Source organism: Candidatus Nitrospira allomarina (genome assembly GCF_032050975.1).
Lineage (GTDB): Bacteria > Nitrospirota > Nitrospiria > Nitrospirales > UBA8639 > Nitrospira_E > Nitrospira_E allomarina.
Map to the genome: position 1 here is coordinate 4230159 of NZ_CP116967.1, position 23250 is coordinate 4253408.

Below are 23250 nucleotides of genomic sequence, written 5' to 3' on the forward strand. Positions count from 1 at the left end.
GTCCTTTTTATTTATTTTTTATGAAATGCAGCATGTGATTCCGCCTTGAGCTCGCGGTGCAGCATCTTGCCGAGACTGTTTTTCGGCAACGCGTCGACGGACTCGACATAAAATGGGACCTTGTGGCTCGGAAGATTTCGGGTACAATGCCGGGTCACGGCCCTAAGATCTGCAGCCGCCCGATCCCGAAAGACCACAAAGGCCTTGGCGACCTGGCCGAGGACACGATGCGGCACACCAAGGACAGCGACCTCGGCAACTTCTGTGAGTTCCCGTATGCAGTTTTCCACTTCCACCGGGGCATACTTTCTCCCGCCACAGTTTATGACGTCGGCTTTACGACCGTGAAAGTAAAAAAGGCCTTCGGAATCTTTGTGGCCCATGTCTCCGGTTCTCATCCAGCCTCCTGGAGCAAATAACGCTTTTGTTTCATTAGGGAGGTTATGGTAGCCATGACACACGTGCGGACCCCGCACAAAAAACTCGCCCTCAATCCCGTCATCGACCACGCATCCGGCATCGTCCACAACGGACATTTCAACACCGGGTATCGGAACGCCAATGGAATCTGGATGCTTTCGAGCCATGGCGTCAGTAAGGATCGTGCAGGTGGAGGCCTCCGTCAGGCCATAGGAATTGACCAAATCCACCTCCGGGAAACGCGCTTTGATTTCCCAATGAGTTTTGGGGTCGATCGCCGCGCTGGAATTCATCAACAACCGCAAAGATGGCAGGTGATCGGCATTAAACTCTGGATAGACCATCAGCATTTTAAACGTGGCAGGAACCGCACGAAAGCAGGTCACAGCCTGCCCACGAATTCTCCCCACGAGGTCCGCAGCATCGAATCGCTCCACCAGCACAATCTTGCCGCCCACCTCAACCATGGGTAGCATCTGGCTGACTAGGGCGCTTGAATGACTGAGTGGCATAACAATCGCAATAACATCCTCGTGCCGATAGCCGAACGCTCGTCGTGCATTTCCGGACGCAGCTCTGGCATTGGCATGCGAGCGCATAGCACCTTTCGGATTGCCTATCGTTCCTGAGGTATACATGAGTTCCGCGATATCATCAGAGGCGGGAGACAATTCTACTGCCCCCGTAATGTCAGGAACGGCCGGCCCTTGCACCCACGTATGAAAACTTTCGACATGAGCCCCAACATCACCAACAGCTATGACACGTTCTAACGCGGGGAGAATATTCCATACATTCGCAAATTTTTCCCAAAGCGCCTGGTGGACGATAGCAAACCGTGCACCGGAATCCTCAAGGAGAAAGCGGATTTCCTCAGGTTTAAACCGTTCATCGATAGGATGAACGATTCCGCCAATCGCTGTCACCGCAAAATAGGTAAGCACGAACTCAACGCCATTTGGCGCCAATATTCCCACGACCTCCCCCGGTCGGACTTCCCATTGCCGGATCAACTGGCAAGATAGGCGACGTATACGCCTGGCGAGTTCAGCATACGTCAATTGCTCTCTCTCCGTGACGAGCGCGATTTTTTCAGGCCACAGACGCTCCGCCTCAGACCAAACCATGGGAAGTGTGTTCATCCTTCTTTAACCTGCTTGCGTTTTTCGACGACACGAGCGGGGTTACCCAATACCACGGTCCAAGGCAGCACATCCTTGGATACGACGGCACCGGCACCGACAATGCTGTTTTGGCCAATGGTCACCCCATCAAGGATTTTCGCACCGATTCCAATCCAGGCCCCGTCCTCAATCACAATCCCCTTCGACACCCGAGCCTGATGAATCACAGGCGTGTCGGGATCGTCATAGGCATGGCCGCCACCGAGCATATACGTGCCTGCTCCGATCGCAACATTGGAACCTATTGTCAGATGACTGCGGGAGACCAAAAAACAGAAAGGCCCAATGGAGACAAAATTGCCGATCGATATCGCAGAGTCATTACAACTGAGAATGCTATTTCGCCCCAATAGGATTTGATCACCAAGAACGATGGATGAGCTCGGTCCTTTCGCATCGAGTACGACAGAGTCATCAATCATCACTCCCCGCCCCAACCGGATTCGCTTAGGACAACGCAGCACGCCCCCCGCTCCGAAGACCGTCCCTCGACCGACGGCTTCCAGAAGGCCGGGATAGCATTTCCCCCGCATAAAATAACCGATAGCACCCGGCAATCGACCAAGCAAACCCGTGTAGAGCTCGTATTTGGCCAAGGCCACAAGGGATTCCTTGCCAACAAAGATATTAAGGTATCGCCGATAGGGGGAAAGAGTGGCGTCCCCAAGCGATTCAACTAGCGGTCGCTCATTCATGCCGGTGCTCCTTGCAAACAAACAACATAGGCATTTAATCCCTGGATTTCAGGACTTGCCCGGGTGCAGCAAGACTCGCGTCATCGTTGGCATAACCTCGCCCCCCATCCCGTTGCCTGAAGAAATGGTTATCATGGCGCTACCTGATACCTCAAAAAGGAGATGAAGCTTGGCATTCTCCCATTTTTTACAATTCAACCCTTACTCGTACAAACCCCCAGAAGGTTTTCCTTGACTAGAGATACCCATGTTCTTCATACCAGCGAATAGTTCGTTTCAGCCCCTCATCTAAGGGAACCCGTGGAGCGTAACCAAGAACACGTTTCACCTTTTCAATTGAGAAGGCCCGATTATTTTTAAAAAAACTCACGCGTCGTTTGTGCAAAGGAGGTTCAATGCCCAAAGGTGTACACAGGGACTCACACAGGGTGGCTAGCCATTCCACCGGTCGCAACGGAATATGCAAACGTGGAGGTGGAACCTGAAATTGCGCGGAAATCCGATCTACGAGGTCATGTAACGGAAGGTATCCGTCCCCTCCGATGATGAAGGCTTCTCCCACAGCCTTGTCATGGGTCGCGCAGAGAAGGAACCCTTCGATGACATCGTCAATGTAGGCCGGATGAAACAAGACATTGCCCTTGCCTATATAGATAAACTGTCGCTTTTTGATGGTACGAAACAATTTCAGCATGCGCAGATCTTCAGGGCCGTACAGCGAAATTGGCCGGACAACACTAATGGGCAACCCTGTTTCCTGATGAAATTGCCAGACATATTGTTCCGCCTTGAGCTTCGTTTCCTGATATAAATCGGTGGGGTTGAATGGCGTTCCCTCATGAGCCGGGATCGCCTGAACATCGCCATGGACGCCAATCGTACTGCAATGAACCACGCGGGCAACCCCATACTTCCTGGCGGCCTTGAGGACATTTTTTGTTCCTTCCACATTCACGGCATACGCGTCGGCTTTATCCGATCCCCCTTTCCGAAAGTTGGAGACCAAATGAAAGACTTTCTCCACCCCATGAACGGCCTGCTCCACATCCGAGAGATTGCGGATGTCTCCCCATATGACTTCACTCCCGTTATCACGTAAGGCTTCACCCTGCTTGCTTCCCCGGTGCCCAAATACGCGAACCTCTTCGCCTTCAGCAAGTAAGCGCCTCACCAGGTGGCTTCCCAGAAACCCTTTTCCACCGGTAACCAACACTCGCCCCATTATGCGTTTGTATCCTTCTTGTTTTGAGCAACCACTAACAGCATGTATCCACTCGTAAAAAACAACAGATGATCCAGCTTCGAGACGACCCAGATAAACGGATAGAGCAGCGAATACATGGTGAACATTTTTTGATAGCGTTGGAGATCATTCCCGGTTATCACAAGGCCTTTGGCCGAATTACGCTTCCCACTTTTGAGCACATCAAAGGCGAAGGTGATCAGCGTATCAATACATTCTGAAAAGAATTTGGAATAGGTCTTTTCCGATAGCACGGCAAATTGGGTTCCCAACATTCGGGCAATGTCACCACGTGTATAACCGGGGCGGAGATGCCCATGCTTCTCATCCGTCTGGCCGATTGCCAATCGAATTTTCCTGAGCAAGCTCGTTTTGAGATGTGGCACATTCAAAATCACTTGCCCCCCCGGTTTGACGATTCGATGCAGCTCACGGATAAACGCCTCATCATCGGGAATATGCTCAAGGAAATCGATCACAGCCACACGGTCGAATTCATCGTCGGCAAACGGTGTGCCTCGATCATCAATCTGAAACACCCGTTCATGAATCAAGCTCTGAATCGCGTCCACAGTCGTTTGGTCAAGATCCGCACTTTTCCAATGTCCACCCCGTTGACGGAGCAAGTAGCTGAGCACGCCATTATCTGCCCCGATATCCAGGCACCGTAACTGCGCCGTTTCACCCAGGGCCTCAGTGATTTCTTTATATTTCCGTTGTTTTAAGACGGATTTATTGAATAGTCGAATGGGCCATAGGGGCTTTTCTAATTCCGCCATGTTGCCCTCGGGTACATACCTCGAACCATAGCCAATTCTTGTTGGGTTTGGGTCTTACTCCATCCCAACCCTTTGGAGAGGATATCGGCGCAAACCTCCAGGGGCTTATCGCCGGGATATCCAGCCGTCCCTAACTCTGTTCGGCGAAAAACCACGTCACTTAATCGTTGAGGCATTTCTTCCCGCAAGGCATACTGCACTTCCGCTTGTAAAAGCCTGATGGATTCTGACTCGGAATGGGGCTCCCAGCCACCCGCATCAGGACAATATTGCAGAACGTCGCCATAGGAAGAGCCATAATTGTAAACTAACCGTTGCACCGCCTTAGCACTCAATCCCTGGCGCGGCCTTTCCATTTCCCGGCTCAAATATTCCTGAAATTTAGAGATCTTTCCCCCGCAAAGAGGGGTATGAGACGTTTGCGATCGTGGTGGAGTCTTCCCCAAAACCTGAAACACTTGATCAACCACTCGTTCTCCCACCCGTCGAGCCGTTGTAAATTTGACGCCCACAAGCGATATAACATTTTCGGCTCCAACGTCTCCCCTGGTCCGTATGGAAGCTTCACTCTCAAGCTGAATATCTCCACCACGGGACTCAACACCCGCCCCTGGGAGCAGGCCGCCATTGACAAATTTCACATCGTTCATTTGAAGAGCAGCTTGAGGATAGACCTGATTGATTTCCTGTAAAAATTCATGAATCTCTTCTTCGGAAATGCTGAATTCATCCGGCTTTCCTTCATATGAGCGATATGCGGTCCCAATGAGGGAACATCCACGCCAGGGCACCATAAATAACAGACGCTTCCCTTTGTTCAGCAAAGCCCGGTCATCGGAATATTTCCCCCTCGCCGCCAACCCAACGGCATAGGATGAGAACAACGGACGAGTGAGAATATTAAACGCCTTGACCCACGGGATCCGATGGTTCCTGGGACGATCAGACAACATATCTTCTGTCTGATCCAACCATGGGCCGCAGGCATTAACCACCACTTTGGCTTCAACCTGAAATCGCTCACCCGATAGCATATCCTCAGCTTCAACCCCCCGAACGTTGTCCTTCCCTTTGAGATACCCAACCGCCTTGACGTAGTTAGCCAGTTCCGCCCCCATCGCCACAGCCGAGTGAAGAAATGACAGCAGTAACCGTTCCGAGTTGTAGACCATGGCATCATAAAACACCCCGCCACCCGTCAGATTGTGTGCCTGAATATTCGGCAACAATTCCAGAACCTGACTTCGTGGGAGAATTCGCCCTCTTGGGATATGCTTTTGGGAATCCTCCAATCGATTTCGATCAAACCCGACAAGATCATTAATCGCTAAGGCACACGCGAAGACCTCCTTTCCTCGCAGACCATGGCCATACGTGGGGATAAGGACTGGGAGGGGATGGACCAAATGCGGGGCAATCCGCATCAGCGCCTTTTGTTCATGTAACGATTCCCGCATTCGCGAAAAATCCCCATGTTGTAGGTATCGAAATCCTCCATGAATGATTTTCAAGCTGTTCGCCGAGGTCCCTGAACCGATATCACCTTTTTCAAGCAGAACAACCGACAATCCACGGAGGCTCGCATCCCAGGCCACGCACGCGCCATAAATTCCACCTCCCACGACAATCACATCGTACCGGCCCTTTGCCAATCGGAGTAAATCTCTGGTCATTATCGCGCCTGAAGATAAGAAAACCCGGCTATCTATTACTTTCTGAATTCTGCTGTATGGTTTCACCGAGATAGTCATACACCGCGTTCAATTTCATTCGAAAGGCCCGAAAGCTGAATTTTTCTTCGACCAGTTTCTTGGCTGCCAGACCCAAGGATCGTCGGAGATCGTCGTTCTTCATAAGTTGAAGCATCCCTTCAGCAAATGGTTCCGGGTTCGGGTCGGCTAACATGGCCACTCGGTTATTGATGACTTGGGTATGGGTCACCAAATTTGTGGCTAAAACCGCCTTCCCGCTGGCAAGATAGGAATACAATTTCATGGGAGTATTATTTCCCTTAATTCTTGGAGACACCAGAATATCCGCTTGCGACAGATACGCAGACAGTTGATCAAGGGGTCGTGGACCCAGAAAGTACACGTTCCGGTCGATACCTAAATGTTTGGCTTTCTGGTGATAGAAATCCCTACTGTTTTTTTCACCGCCCACAATGAATAGCGTGCTCTGTGGCACTTCCTTCAAAGCCAGCGCAAAGCTATCTAATAACAAATCGATTCCTTGATAGGTTTCCAGATTTCCAACATATAAAACTCGGATGCCCGGTGCGTTGAGATCCTCTGTCGCCATTGAGGAAGAGTCTGTCGGTTCTCCCAGAAGAGGAACGTCTTCAAGCAGCATAATTTTTGACGGGTGATACGGTTCAATGCGCGTCACTAAGGCTTCACACACAGGCATCACGAGAGCAGCAGCCTGCACCGCCCGGCGTTCACAAACCATGAACGCCTTGGACAGACAAGTCAGGCGAGGATACTTTTCAATCATTTGCTGCGCCAACGAGGAGTCCATGTCATAGAGGTAGGGAATGCGTGCTATCCAATTCACGACAAGCGCGAGAAAGGCCGATTCTTCTACCGCATGGATCAGGTGGTACCGATTTTTACAAAGCAGAACGATCATCTTGACACACAGAAGGCCATCGCACACTAACTTCTTCCATGAAAACCCCGGCCGAATGTTGCCAATAAATGGCCAGGCCGGTATTCGGTAAATATTGACCTTCGGATAGTCCACATCCCTTCCTTCGTGGAACGTGAGGACATCAATGGTATCCCCACGTTCTGATAACACCTTGAGGACAAGATTGACGGCGATAGGAGTTCCTCTATCTTGATAAAAGGGATGGGGAGCTAGAAGCAAAATGTTCATATCAAAATTTCATTCAATTCTGAATAAGGAATCCGAAACGAGAATTCCCGACTTTCCACACATGCGTTCCTGACCAATGGTTCATGCCACAGGTTCCAGGGCTGAATGAGAGTATCCTGATGATAGCGAGAGAACGCTTAAAAAAATCTATCGGCTAATTCGAAAGACGAATTGAAGATGAATAACGAAGAAGATGACCAAATCCATAGATGGGTCCGGTTAGAGGCATGGCCAATGAATTCATATCCAGGTGTCCGATTGAGCATATTGGTGGAATACGGAATGGTGTGAGCAGGATCAATCTACATGGCATTGGCAACAGAAATTTTTCTTGCCCATCCTTATCGCATTAGAATCCAGGGATCAGCATAGGCCGTTAACCCGAAAAAGACCTGATTGACTTTAATATCGCCGACCGCCAAGCCCTTGGATTTCTGATTAATATGGGAGTAGCTCAAATTTCCGGAGAGCCAATTCAGAAAAGCATAAGAGATCCCCCCCTGAACCCGATAAGTATTGGTATTAAAGGCGTTGCCGTCTTGAGTCGATTTGTTCCTGGCGTAACCGAAAGAGGCAAAGCCATTCAACTTTGTGCTCAGATTGTGTTGAATCCTTGCCGTAATGGTTTGTGTTCGGGTCTCTTGGGAGGCCAACCCCCCACCACCCCCAATCGTTTGATCCACATTCATGGAAACGTTTCCATTTCGGTAGGTTTTTGTAATCGTTGCTCCCCCAATTAATGTACTCTGCCACTTATCGGAAAGTTCTTGGGTAGTGGCTCCATTATCCAGAGTCTCTTTAGCACCAATTTGTTTGCTAAATGCAGCCCCCCCTTGAAGAGACCCCGTCAACAACGGAGTAAAATTATGGGAAATGGTTAATCGAGGCTGGTGGGAAATGAGTTTATCCGAAACGGTGACCTGAGTCGGTGTGCCAAGATAATCTGTTTGCAAATAGGTATAGGATGGGATGATCGTGGTTTGTTCAGACTGGCCATAGACCAATGAAATTCTTCCAATATGAGTCATTTGATCCTGGAACCCACTGGAAAAAAAGTGGAGGTACTGGTTTTTGTAACTAAAAGTCGGAGTCAATGAAGGCGTCATGGCATAACCAAAAGTTATTCCGGACAAATTTGAAAATGCGCTGGCCCGTGAAGTAAACACTCCCTGGGTGCCACCGGTTCCCTGTGAAATTCCAGACCCACCCAAGGCGCCCCCAGTTCCTCCCGCACCTCCAGAATCAGTTCCTCTCCCCGAAAATGTGGTAGAAGCATCCTGCGCTCCAGACAGAGAGAATGCATCCAATTGCGGGGTAAAGTTCATAGTTTCATCAATAGTCACGGTCAACTTCTTATATCGTTTGGTAAGGAAAGGAAGGTCCAAAAGAATATTGGCGTTTTGAATATAGCGATTTTGATCAGGATTATTGACGAATGCTGCAAATCTGCCGAAATACGTCGCACCTAAGACAATATCGGGATTGTCGTATCTCAGCTCAAGATTCGGGCCCGCTAAGGTTCCAAAATCATCCTCTTTGTCTTCATCATCGTAAAAGAGATTGTCCGTATATGTTTCAGTGAGGTTAAAAGAAGATTCCAGCGTCAGCGCAGCTGAAACAAGACTCGAAGGGTAAGCGATAGCCAAGCAAAGAAAACCCAGAGCCGGACGAAAAATATTCTGATTTCGCATGTTCTAAATCACATCCTCCTCAACTAATCAAGCACACCCCACCGCAGGCTCTGAAAAGTACTGCCATGTTCATCTCCCAAGCCGAAAACAAGGGAATCAACCGATAAAACCATGCATAATGTTATTTATCGGTCAAAAAAATAAAAAAATAAGCCATAAGTCCGAAAATAATCAGGCTCAAGGATTACGCCCAGGAAAGCTGTTGCCGACTTGTCTGGAGAACATGACAAAATAGACCGAATCCCACCGAGAGCTGATGAGGCCGCTTCTTTTGCTGCTCTCTTTAGAAGATTTGGGGAGATTTGAAATAAAGACGTGAGCCGATTAAAGAGGGAATATTGGCGTGTCCGTCAATTGAGAAATAGAGGTAAAGTTCTCCTATCACTTTCACCAACACCCATTTAACCATGGCAATACCTCCTTGGATAAAGGATGAGGATCGTTTGCTGACAGACACCGACTACCAATTAGGAGGTAATAAGATTGCGATACGGCCCGAAGGGAAAATCCCGAATCAGTTGAATGAGACGACCATGAACCTTTTCGAGATTCAGGTAATGACGAAACTCTGAAAGCGTGGATCCCCTCATACGGGGTTGAGAAGGATCCAGCTCCCACGGATGGAGATACATGATTAGAGGATGGCCCTGTGCTTCGATTCGCTGCAGGAGTGGCTTGAGCAACCGATAAGGAAAAAGACGAAAATAACCCCCTCCCGCAACAGGAAAGGTGATTCCGGCCCATTTACAGGTCGAAGGTGGAACCTCCCAAATGGGCCCTGAATCGGTGGAGATCGTGTGAATGGTTGGGATGGCCCCAGGAATTCCATAGTAATCGTGGACGACCGCCATAATACTGGAATCATAGCGATACCCTTCCTCTACAAGAATCGGCAAGGCCCATTCCGACTCCTTCGTAATTGAGAAGGTCGGAGCACGGTAACCAATGATGGGCACCCCTCCAATATCTTCCAAAATATGTTTGGCCTGACGAATATCTTCCCGAAACGCCTCAGGAGTCTGCCCCGTAATAAGCTCATGCGCGTAGCCATGAGAGGCCAACTCATGTCCCGATTCCACAATACGCCTGATTAACCCTTTATGTCGCTCTGCCACCCATCCCAGCACAAACATCGTGGCGTGAATCCCCTGTTGCTCCAGAAGATCCAGGATAAGATGCGTATTACGCTCTACCCGACTTTCGTGTCTCTCCCAATGGCGGCGGCGAGCCACACAATCAAAGGCAGCAACCTGAAAATGTTCCTCAATATCGAAGCTCAACCCGTGGATCATGATACATGCACATCCTTCTACTTGTTTGTTAGATCCTTTCGGTTTATCAGGGGGTACACTGAAGTCCGTTAAAGTAAACAAGTGGAGGGCGTGTGATCTCCCACAATTCACAAGTGAGAACTTGAAGACATGAGAGGGTAAGATAGGGGTAGTGAGTGTGAGATAAGAAGCAACTTTTGGGGTGAAGCTTGACAGAAAAACTACGGTCGAAAACTCCAACACATTGGCTTCCCCTTAGTATACCTCCTGAATTTTTGCTAGAGATTGCCTACCGGGAGTCATTCCAATGAAGTCCAACGAACGATATGTCAATTGCACTTATCGCGCACCCTCTCCCGTAAACATGACTCCAATAGTCCTCACAAGGATTCGTAGGTCCAAACATAACGAGAGATTTTTGACATAGTAGAGATCATATTGCAATTTGACATGTGAGTCCTCCACCGACCCCGCATACTGGAAACAGATTTGCGCCCAACCTGAGATTCCTGGGCGAACGGTGTGTCGAAGATCATAGTAGGGGATAGATTTACGCAGTTCCTGCACAAAATGTGGACGTTCAGGCCGAGGCCCAACCAGGCTCATGTCCCCTTTCAAGACGTTAATCAATTGGGGTAACTCATCCAATCGAAGCTTTCGAAGCCAGGCTCCTGTTTTCGTGACGCGCACATCCCGCAGGCTCGCCCACTGAATCCCTTCGGCCTCAGCGTCATTTCGCATCGAACGAAATTTTAACAGGACATAGGGATAGCCATGATGCCCCACGCGAGTTTGCCGATAAAAGACGGGGCCAGGAGAATCCAGTTTTACCAACAGGGCTATCAAGACAAACAAGGGAGCCAACGCTATGAGCCCAAGAAACGCACCTAATACATCCCCGATACGTTTGAGGAACATAATAATGGGTTTTCTCCGGAATCCAGAGGAAAAAATGAGAAAACTTGGCTTTAGCTCATCAATTGACAGACGCCCGCACTCGGTCTCATAGAGGCGGTGTCCATCCACAATCTCAAGCCCCATGGATTTCACATCCAACAGAGAATCAAGAGGCAACGTGCCACGACGGTCTTCCACGCAGACCGCGATGGTCTCAATTTCATTTTTTTCAGAAATTTCAAACAGCTGATTGGTCGTCCCAAGAACATTGGAATTGACCAACGTCGTTCCTACTATGGCGGGATTATGCGACAAAAACCCTTTGACATCATATCGGAAAGACTGATCGAATACTAAGACACGTGCCAGGGCTTGAGCCAGAGGCCCATCCCCCAAAATGAGGACCCGCCGTTTAGTCCACCGTTTTGGGGCAAATGTAAAAAAAAACCTCCTCCACCGACTTCGCATAAGAGACCCTAACAATCCGAGGCAAGGTCACCCCATCAGCATGTTCAACATATCCGGCCAGGGCTCTGGCCGCATATTAAATCGAACGTTCCCGCTCTGTTCAACATCTTTCCGTCTGTATGCGTCCGAGCCTCATGATCTAGCATATGCCTCGGCGCTTCCATCAACATTCTGGAAAACGAATAAGCAGAAGTTTGAATTGAGATCAAAATAAACACTACCCGTCCACACACCTCATCTCTCGCATTCCGGATACGACCCGTCGTAGAACGTTCATTCTCCAAAAAGCTCCCTCTAGCTTTTGCTGGCCGACGAGTAAGGAATAATGTACCTTTGCCGCACATAGTAAGGCACGCCTTGCGTCCAGGCATCGGTCAACACCAGTCTTGTAGGCCCTGTATGTTGGATCATTTCAACCGCTTTCTGCACCGCGTCCTTGGGTGTGACCCCGGACCGAACCACCACCAGCACGACATGGGCCAGTCCGCTTAGGACGTTGACATCCGCCAATGGCAAGACAGGTGGGCCGTCAAGAATAATAAACCGGTACCGAGACGTCATCATCTCCAACATAGAAGAGAGATTTTGCAACTTAGCAAGCGGAACCGGATACCGACCGACATCTCCCACCGACATGCACCACAACGGCAAATCGGGAATTTTTTGTAGACAGGGCTCCAACAACCCTTGAGCCCCAGAAAAATATTCCGCAACACCCGGCGCCTGATTGAGACCTAGTACCCTATGCAAATTCGGACATTTAAAGTCACAATCAATAATCAGTGTCGGCTCATCCAAATCCCTTGCCAGGGTATAGGCGATATTCGCAGATGTGCTGGTTTTCCCTTCTCCCTTCATGGCACTCGTAATTAACACCACCTGGTTGGAGGCAACGGGATCCAGAAGATCCAGCCGAGTCGCAGCGACCCGGTACTGCTCAGCCACAATGGAATGAGGACGCCATTTGGCCACTAAATTTAGCTGAGGGAGAAATGCTTCATGAGAGGTTTTTGGTCGGTCTTCAGAGACCCCACCATCGTGGCCTTCCGTATCGGTGTCAGAACCTTTGCTTGTCAAGAGGGAATCGACGCACTGAGATAAGGCAAGGTGCTTCCCATTGGCACCACTCTGAGCTTCCAACTCATTTGCGACCATCTTCATGGATTTCCCATAGGCCATTTTAAAACTGGGAATGGTAGCCAGAGTGGCAAGCCCTAACGACATTTCCACCTCTTCCGAACGCCTGAACGTCGGCCATAACAAATCCAAAAGAAAGGCGAGTCCAAACCCCAATCCGGTTCCGAGGATAAACCCGGCCGCCGCAATCAATTCACGGGGTTTTCCCTCAGGCTTGGTCGGCAAATTGGCCGGATCTAAAATGCGAAATCTCTCTCCCTTTTGTCGTTTATCAAGATTTTCAGAAATTCTGGCATTGATACGGTTTTCATGCAGGCGTTGATAGTGCCTCTGGATATTGTCGTAGTCCCGTTCCAGGGCTAGCAATGCCTGTTCATGATGAGGCGTGTCTTCAAGCCGCTTCTCCAAGTTTTTCATGTTTTTGGAAACTTCGGCTAACTGGGATTTCAACGCAGGGAGTTGCGAATTTAATTCCTTCTTGGTGTTCAGCAGCTCGGCCAGATAGGGATCGGATGGAACCTGCCCCCCCCCACGCACCATGGGTCGATTGGCCAGTTCCTGTTCGGCATCCTTAATTTGCTTTTTCAAAGAAATGATATCCGGATAGGATTCCTTGTATTCACTTGACAACTTCGCCAATTCGCGGTTCAGCTCATATAGTCGCTGGCTCAGAGGATCCGTTTTCCCCGAAAGGAGAGATCCCTTTGTTTTAGCAACCATACCGGGGTTTGCCTCATAATCCAGAATGGTCTTTTCTAACAAATCCAAGCGGGTGTTGATCGAATTCATCGATTCCTGGATGCGTGTTTTTTCCAGCTGTAGGCGATCGAGCGTCCTGAAATTCGCCTCCAACTGAGCAGGCAACTCTCCAACGTACTTCATCCTATATTCGGACAAGGCTTTTTCTTTTTGATCTAGGGCTTCTTTCGCCGAGATAAGTTCTTGGTCTAAAAACTCCATCGCCCCTTCAATAAACTGTTCGCGAATTCTGATATTTTCATCGATGTACTGAGAGGCTAACCTGGCCGTCACTTTCATGGCCGTCTTCGGATCACGATGCGCAAACGATATGTTAAAGGCCTCGATTTGGCCACCACTGCCCTTTGTTTCAATCTTAATGTTTGTTCGTAACGCCTCAATCACCCCCTCATACCCCCGGGCTTTAATTTCGTCAGAGTATAAATGAAACTCTTCAATAATCTTCAGTAAACTGGTTCGGCTTAACACCTGTTGTGTCATGGTGGACACTCGGTCCGCGGTACTGCCTCCGACCACCGACGAGACATATTTTTCGGGTATTTTTTGTTGTTCGATGAGAATGACCGTCTCCGATCGATACATATCCACTTTCAGCCAAGCGAGAGTCCCGCCAATGACTATCCCTAATATGACGAAACTCAGAATCAACCACTTTCGTCGAACAGCCAAATCCCAAAAATCTTTAAGATATTTTTGGACGACAAGAGCTGGATCTGTGGTGTGAGAGGCTGCAGTAGGACCAGACATGGAACCCATGATATTCCTTCTATTGCGAGAGCCCAGGGTCTACCTGGCCAATCCGGTTTATGAACGGCTTTTTGGATTTACGGGACGATGACCGTATCCCCGGACCTGAGGGTGATGTTATACGCTCCCCCATCTTCCGAAATAAGATCTGAATATCGAAGCGGGATACGTGTTTCTGTGACATGGCCCCTCTCATCTTTTTCCGTCCGAACGACTATGATGTTATTTCGGGAAGCGAATTGGGTAAATCCACCGGCTAAGGACAGGGCCTGGAGAATCGTCGTATAGGATTTCAATGGCAATTTCCCTGGCTTTGTCACTTCTCCTACCACAAACACATAGTAACTATTGACCTCGATCACATTGACCGATACGGATGGATTTTCTTTTACCGCCTTAAATTTTTCTGCAATTTTTTTGGCAACTTGATCAGCAGTCAAGCCACTGGCTACCACATCACCGATTAAGGCTAACGAAATTTTTCCGTCCGGCCGGATCACGACCTGCCTCGATAAGTCGGGGTTTTTCCATACGATCACTTCGATGACATCTTCGGGGCCCAAGACAAAGCCCTCTTCAGGGTGCCCCGGGGAAACAATCACGTCCGGTTTCAGACATCCGGAACAGAGTAAAAACCCCATCAGGGTTAGGATGAGAGAAAGCTTGCGTTTTATAGATGGAAAGGTGTTCCTCATATGACCTCAATCAAACGAAAAAATGAGTGATTACGGAATCAGGACCATGGTCTCGGAAGGAACGACAATGGTATCACCGGGCTTTAACTCAACATTGTCAGCTCCCCGCAAAATAATATCGTCGTAACTGACCACCAATTTTTGCGGCGCCTCGCTATCCATTCCCAACCGAAAAATTGTAATCCGGCTCCGTACGGCATCTGGTGCCATCCCTCCCGCTAACGTAATGGCCTGGATGAGTGTTGTTCGGCTTAACAACGGTAATTTCCCGATTTTGCCGACTGCGCCTTGTACGTAAAAGTAATAACTATTGACTTCCTTAACCACGATGGCCACTGTCGGATTTTCCTTATAGGACTTGAGTTTCTGAGTAATATCATCTCGAAGTTCAGAAGTCGTACGCCCCACCGCCTTCACATCTCCAATAAGGGGCAAGGACACTTTTCCATCGGGACGAACCCTCACCTCTCTCGACAGATCCGGATTGCGCCAGACACTGATTTCCAAAATGTCTTCCGGCCCAATAATGTAGTCATCGATGACAATTAAGGCCCGTTTTTCGGCTCGTTGGGCCTCTTGGGACATGGCGCCCACATTAGAATCACCAAATGCCGAACCGAAAAAACTCAGGCTGAGCAAACCGGATACCAGACACACGACATGAATACTCCTACGATACGCACTCTGCCTCATAACTCACCTCATTCCCCGTGAAAGATACCCAAGCACATTTGTTAGATAAGCTTTGCCTGCTTCATCAACGCGATGGCCTTTACAACATCATGGGCCAAATTCATAGACGAAACTTGCCACCGATCATTCAAAGCCAACGCCTTCCTACCAGCTTCTCAGCCTGGATTGGAACGGATACAGAAACAGTTGAATAAAGTATCAATCGGTGGATAGAGGATGAAAATTAAATAATAATCGAAAATCTTTCATATGCGTGATTCAGACATATGATGTATTGAGGCTGACCTCAAAAAATACAAAAAACGCCATCGGGGTCATGAGGACCTCCAAGCATAAAACGTAGGCTGGACTTCTCCCAACGGAGAAGTGGATTCAGATCGTATTCGATGGAGGCGAACTGTTTCTGCGTGATTAAATCAGGCTCTCAGGTCAGAATACCGGGAAGGAAAACTGAGAAAGGGTGAGGCAGACACGTGGCCAGGAAAATGCTGAAGAAGGAACGGGCCTAGTGTAAAAATATTTGGTGCCCCCGACACGAATTGAACGTGCGGCCCGCGGTTTAGGAAACCGCTGCTCTATCCGACTGAGCTACGGGGGCATCCTCTACATGTTACAGATTCCAGCAAGAAAGGTAAACTGGCAGGGGTTATAGCGTGTTAAGTTTCGCAGATGTCTTCAGCAAATTCTTTTCGTTTACGTTGTTGTACCGCTTATACATCTTCTCCGATTTGTGACCCACAACCTTCATAGCTGGGATCGTACCTCCCTGCTTTCCTGAGAGTCATAGCACTCGAAAAGTCTGAATCCCGGCATCCCCCAAAGCAGATTTCAATGCCTTTTAATTGAACCTAGGCTCTGCCCATTATACAAAAAGACCTTAGTTGTTTATAGACTCTTCCCCTTAAATAAATCTGTCAGAGCATGTCGGACATTGACCGTCAACGGCATCAGGCAAGACTCTCCGTTTTTGATATCCCTCTACAATAAGGTGAGAGATCTACTTTGGAGATCAACCTGCTCCCAAGTCAGATGGAGAATCTCCCTCAACTGCATTCCCAAATGATAGGCAAGAAAACGAAGGGGTTTCAGGCGAGGACCAGCCCGCTCATAGAGTTTGGCCCACTCCTTTTAACACAAAACCCGATCACGCTCATTTTTAGGGATAGGGCCTACCGACTGTTTTCGCGACACGCACGTTAATCAGTCACCTCCGTTCAGCAAGGCTCAACCCATGCTTTAATACCATATGATCGTTGTTAATGGTTTGGAAACTTGGCAACTCTCCATTTCGAAGCTTCCTGTCTTGCACCGTTTCATTCTTTACTAATGCTCCATCAGGAGAAAAGGATAAAACCTTATCTTCGTTTACTAACCGAAACTCCACGTACCACGCGTCCTTTCGTTTAGTGAGTCACATAAACCTTTCCTCCTTTAGTTTGAGATTGTTTACGGATTGCCTCCGATACAAACACCCCTAGGGCTTTCGCCCTTCGTTGGACCGTTGGGAGGGGAAGATCAAGGGCTCCAGTCTCCATCCTGGCCAAAGATACATATTGCACCCCCGCTTTGGTCAGCCAGGGTTCGTCACGATAGCCTCTATTGAGTCCGTAGGGAGCGAAGTTATTTCATGGGTAATTGGTAGTCATTTAACTAACCATAAATAGTCAAGATCGTATCTCAGGCATCGGCATGACAGTTTGTTGTTTGATGCAATCATCCAGTTTGGCAGGATCAAATAGGCACGCTCCTTCCATCCATGATTTGTCTTTTTCCAAAAAGAAATCTTCACTCTCTCCTCTTTGTTGCCGATAAACCTCTCATGCAGGACTTCGATAGTTCCAACAACCCTACCACTAGAGTATTGACTCTTTCCGGACACCTGGATTCCCTTCAAACCCTGAGACTTGAAGAATTTATTGAGGAGGCTCAACAAGGAACCTGCCGCCACGTCATCCTTAATCTTTCCAAAGTGCCGACCATGGACCTGGGCGGAGTAGGGAACCTTTTTACGTGGTACCACGCGTTGCATATTAATAAGGTGCGTCTCAGTATCGTGGCCCCGTCCCCCATGGTTCGCAATACAATGGAATCTCTCCATCTGACCGAACTCATTTCGATCTATTCGTCCATTCCCGAAGCGATTAGTCATCATCCTGCCCCCGATTCCGTTTCTTCCTAACTTCTTCCTGGGCATCGGCATTTTTGTTTGCTGTCTAATCCATTCGTCCAGTTTCAGGGGATCAATCTTCAGAAATCTTCCCATTTTGATATGAGGAAATTCCGCTCATGCTTCACCTGAAAGGGTCGTTGGGTGGGAATGGGCCTGAGTTTTATGAAAAAGTACCCCTCTCACGATTCTTAACACCACGAACCAAGTGTGAGGTGTTAAAAAGAGAGCCAAATGGGAGTGAAGTTGGATGAACGTGGGTGAAGTGGAATAAGGGGAGTAATCCGGGTTTATGGAGGTGTGAAAAGGGTCTTGCCTTTTTTTTTAATCACTTCGACAATCCCCTTTGAGTGTTTCGGAAAACGCTGTTTTACCCGACTGACCTACGCGGGCAACAAATCTTATTTTAAAGAGCAATGACTTTCATCTACAATCCTAATAGGATGTTGATATTTTATTAGAATGTTCAAATGGTACACAGCAGACGTGAAAGGGTACCCTCTTTACCTCTAGAACAAGAGCACCCAGCGTATTCTTTAGATTGACATGAAACCGATCTCCAATCCACAAAATCCCTTTTCTCCAGAAGTCCGCGAGCGCCTGGAGCCGCCTGCACCGGTGACCCCGGACATCTTCGAAGAAACGGTGAAGACTATCCTCAGCCACAATACCAGCCCCGACCTCCCCTTTCGATGGAGCGTGAATCCCTACCGAGGGTGCTTTCATGCCTGCGCCTATTGCTATGCCCGCCCCACCCACGAATACTGGGGGTTTGGATCCGGAACGGACTTCGAATCCAAGCTGGTCGTCAAAGTCAATGCTCCTGCTAAACTTCAGGAATCATTGCTCAAACGATCCTGGCAAGGGGAATTGATTGTGTTTTCCGGCAATACCGATCCATATCAACCCCTGGAAGCCACCTACAAACTGACCAGATCCTGTTTACAAGTCTGTGCAGAATTTCATAATCCGGTTGGACTTATCTCCAAATCCGCCCTCATCGTGCGAGACATTGATGTATTGCAAGAGTTGCGTAACAAAGCATGGGTGCGCGTCTTTTTGAGTATTCCGTTTGCCTCAGATGACATTGCCCGGAAAGTTGAACCGCAAGCCCCCTCAATTACAAAACGATTTGAGACCTTAGAACAGTTGTCCAAAGCCGGCATTTCAACCGCGGTCTCGATTGCCCCCGTCATTCCGGGATTAAATGAACACGACATTCCACAGATTTTATCGCGCGCGAGCGATGCCGGTGCCCAACATGCTGCCTACATCCTGCTGCGTCTCAACGATAACGTGGAACAGGTATTTATTGAACGGATGACGCATCATTTTCCCGATCGAATCCAGAAAATCCTCGCCCACCTCAAAGAAGTTCGAGGAGGACAAGTTGGGGATCGAACGTTTTTCAAACGCCATGTTGGCGAGGGGAAAACATGGAATGTCATTGAGCAACTATTCGACATGGCCTCGAAGAAACATGGATTTCATGACATTCCCGATACACCTATTTCTGCTACTTTTCGACGGCCAGGACCCACGCAACTCTCTCTGTGGGAGTCCTGAAAAAATGCCTCCATCGGCGTTCTTGCCCCTTGGCCTGGCTCATTCACTCCTCCGTGCGTTCCGCCAAACCAAGGAGCTGCGGCCTTGCTGGATGGACCCTTTCTGAAAACTCTCAATTTTTTTCAAACGGCTTTAGATCCCCCGCATCTGGGACTACATAGGAATGCTATTTCAATTTTCACACAGCCCCCCCCTTAGAGGATCCTTCCTTATAACTCAACCGAAACACGCAGTTTGGCAAGACCCTGAGTCCTTCAGTACAATCCACCTCTGACAATTCTTCTTGCTCATTCAGAACCAAAGGACACACCCTATCTCATGACTCTTTCTTTTCGACCCTCACATATTTTTCGGTACCTGTCCCTTACCCTGCTCATCATGACCCTCATCGGGTGCAGCGAAGACAAAACGCCCTGGCAACTCCACACCGACCAAGGCACGACCATGATGGAACAGGGAAAGTTCCCGGAAGCTGAACAGGAACTGAAGGCTGCGCTTGAGCTGGCCGAACAATTCGAAGGACAGGACCCTCGCCTCATCCAGTCCATCACCAATTTAGCGATTCTGCACAATGCGAAAGGGGAACCCGAACAGGCTGAAGCCCTCCTTCTGAAAGCTGTGGCTATTCATGAAAAAGGGCCAAATTCTCAGACAGCCGAGTTAGCAGCAAGCCTCAGTAATCTTGGTGCGTTATATGTCACTCAACAGAAGTTCGACCAGGCTCAAGCCTCATTCGAACGAGCCTTAACCGTTCGGGAACAAGCATTGGGTTCTGATAACCCCGAGGTTATCCGTGACCTGGAAAATCTCGCAGCACTGTTTGTGCGGCAAGCCCACTATGCCCAGGCGGAACCCTATCTGAAGCGGGTTCTCGACAGCCGGGAAAGGACCACAGGACCGGAAGCACCTGAACTCATTGAACCACTCAATAATCTCGCACTCCTCCATCGAGCTCAGGAACAGTATGCCCAGGCAGAGGCGTTATTACTCCGGGCTTTAGCCATCAAAGAGAAGCAAATTGGCCCCACCAATCCCCATCTGCTCGGCAGCTTGAACAATCTGGCGCTTCTCTATAGTACGGCCAAGCAATTTTCACAAGCGACCCCTGTGTTGGAACGAATGCTGGCTATTAGCGAAGAGGGATTTGGCAAGGACCATCCCCGGGTTGCCATCATCCTCAATCAATTGGGAGAAATCCACAGGCTACAGGACCAACCTGGGCACGCCATACCTTTAATCCAACGCGCCATTGCCATTATTGAACAGGCAGAAGGGCCCGAACATTCAAGCTTGAGCGGCCCTCTCAATAATTTAGCGGTACTGTATGTCACCACAGGACAATATGATAAAGCCGATCCCTTGTTTCAACGGACCATCACTCTCACTGAACAGACCATGGGAAAAGATCATTTTCGGGTGGAACGAGCGCTTAGAAATTACGCCACCCTCTTGCGAAAAATAGGTCGAACCGAGGACGCCGTCACGCAGGAAACGAGGGCCAATGCCATTCACGAAAAAAACAATCCTACACTGACATCTTCTCCGTAGGAGCTAATTTCAATACATCCGTGGAAGACATGTTTTCACCTCAGGGGCTCCTACCCTGGCGTAGGCTACCTTCATAATGTTGTGGCCCAGATCGCATCGGGAGCTCGGGCCACACGTCCTCATTCTCCTGACTCAAAGCCCAACTCTGCTAGAACAGGAGCATTCCCTCTACCCATCATCCCGTCGCAATCCTCTGTCTGGCCTATAGGCCAGATACTCGCTTGAGCCTATTAGCATCCCATACTGGGAAATTCGCTTTCTCCCGCAGGCTGCCGCCAAGCCATCCCGGCATCAAGATCCCTTGAATAACCAGTTGCCCCCCTTCACGTTTAAATTCATGGCTCACGTTCCATCGGTCCTCTCTCCTTCATGAGACACCACCTGCCCCTTTGAAACCAATTCGAGTCCGTACGCTTAATCAGGAGAGCCTCACTGTCCACACTCGCTATATAAGGGATAGGCCCGTCTTCCGTTTTCAATGCCCACATCCTAAGTCCTGGACTACTCAATTTGCTGCGGAAATATGATCACCAGCATACGACAATATTTTTAAACTCAATATCACTTCAGAGGAACCTCTTCATTCGCTCAATTACAAGATTTCTCAGAAATTCACTTCCCATTGCTTGTGAAAGACAGGGATCACTCAATATTCATTCATTTAAGCCGCACGTGTAAAAAACCGATCTAAACCTGGAGAGGATAAATTTGCCGTAGACGAAGACGCCGATGGCACTTGAAAGAATTTGATTCTGCGCACCAATGCAATATGAATAGGTCAATCAGTTCCCTGGCGGATAATGGAGTGGAAGTCGTCGCTTTGGTCAAAATCGATCCTCCGCCATGTCATGAAAAATGTTTTTTCTCCCATTCGTCAAAAACGAAAACCGTTGTAACGCTTTTCGGGGAGTTAGAAGCACTTTGGAATATGCCCGTGGTCAATACCCGGAGGACTTACCATTAAGTACAGCGCATGGTTTCCCGCTGCAAGGAAAAAATGAGGAAGGCCGATGACGTGATAGAGGAGGATGGCTTACCGTGAGCAATAAAAATTTCAATTACTTCGCAAAAATTGGCCTGCTAATTCTGATAGGCGTCTTTGGAGGTTTCCTGATTGCGGAAGCCGGCCTTCGTCTATTGGACATATCCTATCCGGTATTTCACGGGTTTGACCCTGAAAGAGGACGAGTTCTTGAACCGGGAATGGAAGGGTGGTTTCATGGTGAGGGAAACGCCTACATCAAAATTAACTCAGCAGGATTTCGGGATGTCGAGCATCAACTTCAAAAGCCAAAAAACACATACCGGATTTTGCTCCTGGGAGACTCCTATACGGAGGCAAGGCAAGTCATGCTGGAAGACACCTTCGGGAGAAAAGTCGAACAACAGCTCCGGTCATGTGAACGATTACTCCCGAACAATGTGGAGATCATCAATTTTGGGGTTCCAGGGTATGGAAATGCTGAAGAATTAATCACGCTACGCTCACGGGGTTGGGACTATGACCCCGACCTGGTGCTTACCATGTTTTTCAGCGGAAATGATCTCATCGACAATTTTCCCCGCGCGGAGCTGCGAGAACCAGAGTATATCCCTCGTCCGTACTTTCATCTTGATCAGGGAGAATTGAAGCTGGTGTACAATTTTCAGGAATGGTCTCCGCCGCTTCTCAAATATCAACTTCTTCTTTGGGGAGTACATCACTTTCGTACCTTGGAATTACTCAACCAGGCCAAGCGGGTGCTGGCGGCACGACAAATCGGGGAGAGTCAGGAACAGGGCTCTAGCCATGGAGGACTGGCAGACTTTGTCTATGCCCCACCCCAGACACCGATCCATCGTGAGGCATGGGACATTACCGAAGCCATACTGAAATTAATGCATCAGGAAGTGCTTGAGCATGGAGCCAAATTTTTTCTGGTCACGGCTACCAGCCCTGATCAAATCGACCAGGAAGGGAGACTGTTGTTGCAGGAGCGCCTTGCTACCCAAAAACTCGATTATCCGGAGCAACGGCTTCGAGCACTGGGGGAATCCGAAGGCTTTCCCGTGCTCAATCTGCTGTATGATTTTCAGCAGCATGCGAACCAACATCACGTGCATCTTCACGGGTTCCCGAATACGAAACTTGGGGCTGGGCATTGGAATGAACAAGGTCACGAATTAGCTGCCCAATTGATATCTGAACGGATATGTCAGGATCCTTCCATACTATAAAAACATCAGTAGGTTTCAGGATACCTTGTCACTGAAACCCAGTGAATAAGTTACTACCAAACCGATTCCCACTATCACTCCCAGAGACCTCCTGCCCCCTGCCCCCTATCGGCGGGTCGGTTGCGACTGTGCTTATGACGGGATTGTCCCAAAAAATTCGGATCGAAACATAATCAAGATCATCTTCTAAAGC

Annotated in this window: 16 protein-coding genes and 1 tRNA gene; 4 read left to right on the forward strand and 13 right to left on the reverse strand. The window is 48.9% G+C overall.

What is annotated here, in order from left to right; genetic code table 11:
- Positions 1-11 precede the first annotated feature (11 nt).
- The 13 genes from PP769_RS18475 to PP769_RS18535 all read right to left on the reverse strand — a co-directional run bounded on the left by PP769_RS18475 (position 12) and on the right by PP769_RS18535 (position 16157).
- The gene (locus PP769_RS18475; protein ID WP_312643052.1) at positions 12-1562 is read right to left on the reverse strand and encodes a class I adenylate-forming enzyme family protein; all 1551 of its coding nucleotides are present in this window, start codon (positions 1560-1562) and stop codon (positions 12-14) included.
- The gene (locus tag PP769_RS18480) at positions 1559-2299 is read right to left on the reverse strand and encodes an acyltransferase (protein WP_312643054.1); all 741 of its coding nucleotides are present in this window, start codon (positions 2297-2299) and stop codon (positions 1559-1561) included. The genes PP769_RS18475 and PP769_RS18480 overlap by 4 nt, the downstream gene beginning before the upstream one ends.
- A 235-nt stretch (positions 2300-2534) precedes the next feature.
- Entirely contained in the window at positions 2535-3521 is a 987-nt protein-coding gene (locus tag PP769_RS18485; RefSeq protein WP_312643056.1) for an NAD-dependent epimerase/dehydratase family protein, read from the reverse strand.
- Entirely contained in the window at positions 3521-4321 is an 801-nt protein-coding gene (locus PP769_RS18490) for a class I SAM-dependent methyltransferase (RefSeq protein WP_312643059.1), read from the reverse strand. Before PP769_RS18490 ends, PP769_RS18485 begins: the two co-directional genes overlap by 1 nt.
- Positions 4309-5994 (reverse strand): glycerol-3-phosphate dehydrogenase/oxidase, encoded by a 1686-nt coding sequence (locus PP769_RS18495; protein ID WP_312643061.1) that lies wholly within the window; start codon positions 5992-5994, stop codon positions 4309-4311. The genes PP769_RS18490 and PP769_RS18495 overlap by 13 nt, the downstream gene beginning before the upstream one ends.
- Positions 5995-6022: 28 nt before the next feature.
- Complete coding sequence (locus PP769_RS18500; RefSeq protein WP_312643063.1) at positions 6023-7201, reverse strand: glycosyltransferase family 4 protein; 1179 nt, start codon at positions 7199-7201, stop codon at positions 6023-6025.
- A 341-nt stretch (positions 7202-7542) separates the two neighbouring features.
- Positions 7543-8892, reverse strand: coding sequence for a hypothetical protein (locus tag PP769_RS18505; RefSeq protein WP_312643065.1), 1350 nt, complete (start codon positions 8890-8892; stop codon positions 7543-7545).
- Between the two features lie 467 nt (positions 8893-9359).
- Positions 9360-10184, reverse strand: coding sequence for an XrtA system polysaccharide deacetylase (locus tag PP769_RS18510; protein ID WP_312643067.1), 825 nt, complete (start codon positions 10182-10184; stop codon positions 9360-9362).
- 318 nt (positions 10185-10502) lie between these two features.
- Positions 10503-11528: a TIGR03013 family XrtA/PEP-CTERM system glycosyltransferase gene (locus PP769_RS18515; protein WP_312643069.1), complete on the reverse strand. Its 1026-nt coding sequence runs from the start codon at positions 11526-11528 to the stop codon at positions 10503-10505.
- Positions 11529-11822: 294 nt separating this feature from the next.
- Positions 11823-14180: a polysaccharide biosynthesis tyrosine autokinase gene (locus tag PP769_RS18520; RefSeq protein ID WP_312643072.1), complete on the reverse strand. Its 2358-nt coding sequence runs from the start codon at positions 14178-14180 to the stop codon at positions 11823-11825.
- Between the two features lie 68 nt (positions 14181-14248).
- Positions 14249-14866: a polysaccharide biosynthesis/export family protein gene (locus PP769_RS18525; RefSeq protein WP_312643075.1), complete on the reverse strand. Its 618-nt coding sequence runs from the start codon at positions 14864-14866 to the stop codon at positions 14249-14251.
- Positions 14867-14896: 30 nt separating this feature from the next.
- Positions 14897-15559 carry a polysaccharide biosynthesis/export family protein gene (locus PP769_RS18530; protein ID WP_312643077.1) on the reverse strand — a complete coding sequence of 221 codons (663 nt, stop codon included), beginning with the start codon at positions 15557-15559 and terminating at the stop codon, positions 14897-14899.
- A 521-nt stretch (positions 15560-16080) separates the two neighbouring features.
- Positions 16081-16157: transfer RNA gene (locus tag PP769_RS18535), tRNA-Arg, on the reverse strand.
- A gap of 1158 nt (positions 16158-17315) precedes the next feature.
- Between PP769_RS18535 and PP769_RS18540 the strand changes: the two genes are divergently transcribed.
- The 4 genes from PP769_RS18540 (at position 17316) to PP769_RS18555 (ending at position 23057) form a co-directional block, all read left to right on the forward strand.
- The gene (locus PP769_RS18540) at positions 17316-17738 is read left to right on the forward strand and encodes an STAS domain-containing protein (RefSeq protein ID WP_312643079.1); all 423 of its coding nucleotides are present in this window, start codon (positions 17316-17318) and stop codon (positions 17736-17738) included.
- Positions 17739-18272: 534 nt separating this feature from the next.
- A complete protein-coding gene (locus tag PP769_RS18545) occupies positions 18273-19292 on the forward strand; it encodes a PA0069 family radical SAM protein (protein WP_312643082.1) in 1020 nt (339 codons plus the stop codon).
- A gap of 318 nt (positions 19293-19610) precedes the next feature.
- Positions 19611-20840, forward strand: coding sequence for a tetratricopeptide repeat protein (locus tag PP769_RS18550; protein WP_312643084.1), 1230 nt, complete (start codon positions 19611-19613; stop codon positions 20838-20840).
- 1038 nt (positions 20841-21878) lie between these two features.
- Entirely contained in the window at positions 21879-23057 is a 1179-nt protein-coding gene (locus tag PP769_RS18555) for an SGNH/GDSL hydrolase family protein (RefSeq protein ID WP_312643086.1), read from the forward strand.
- Positions 23058-23250 lie beyond the last annotated feature (193 nt).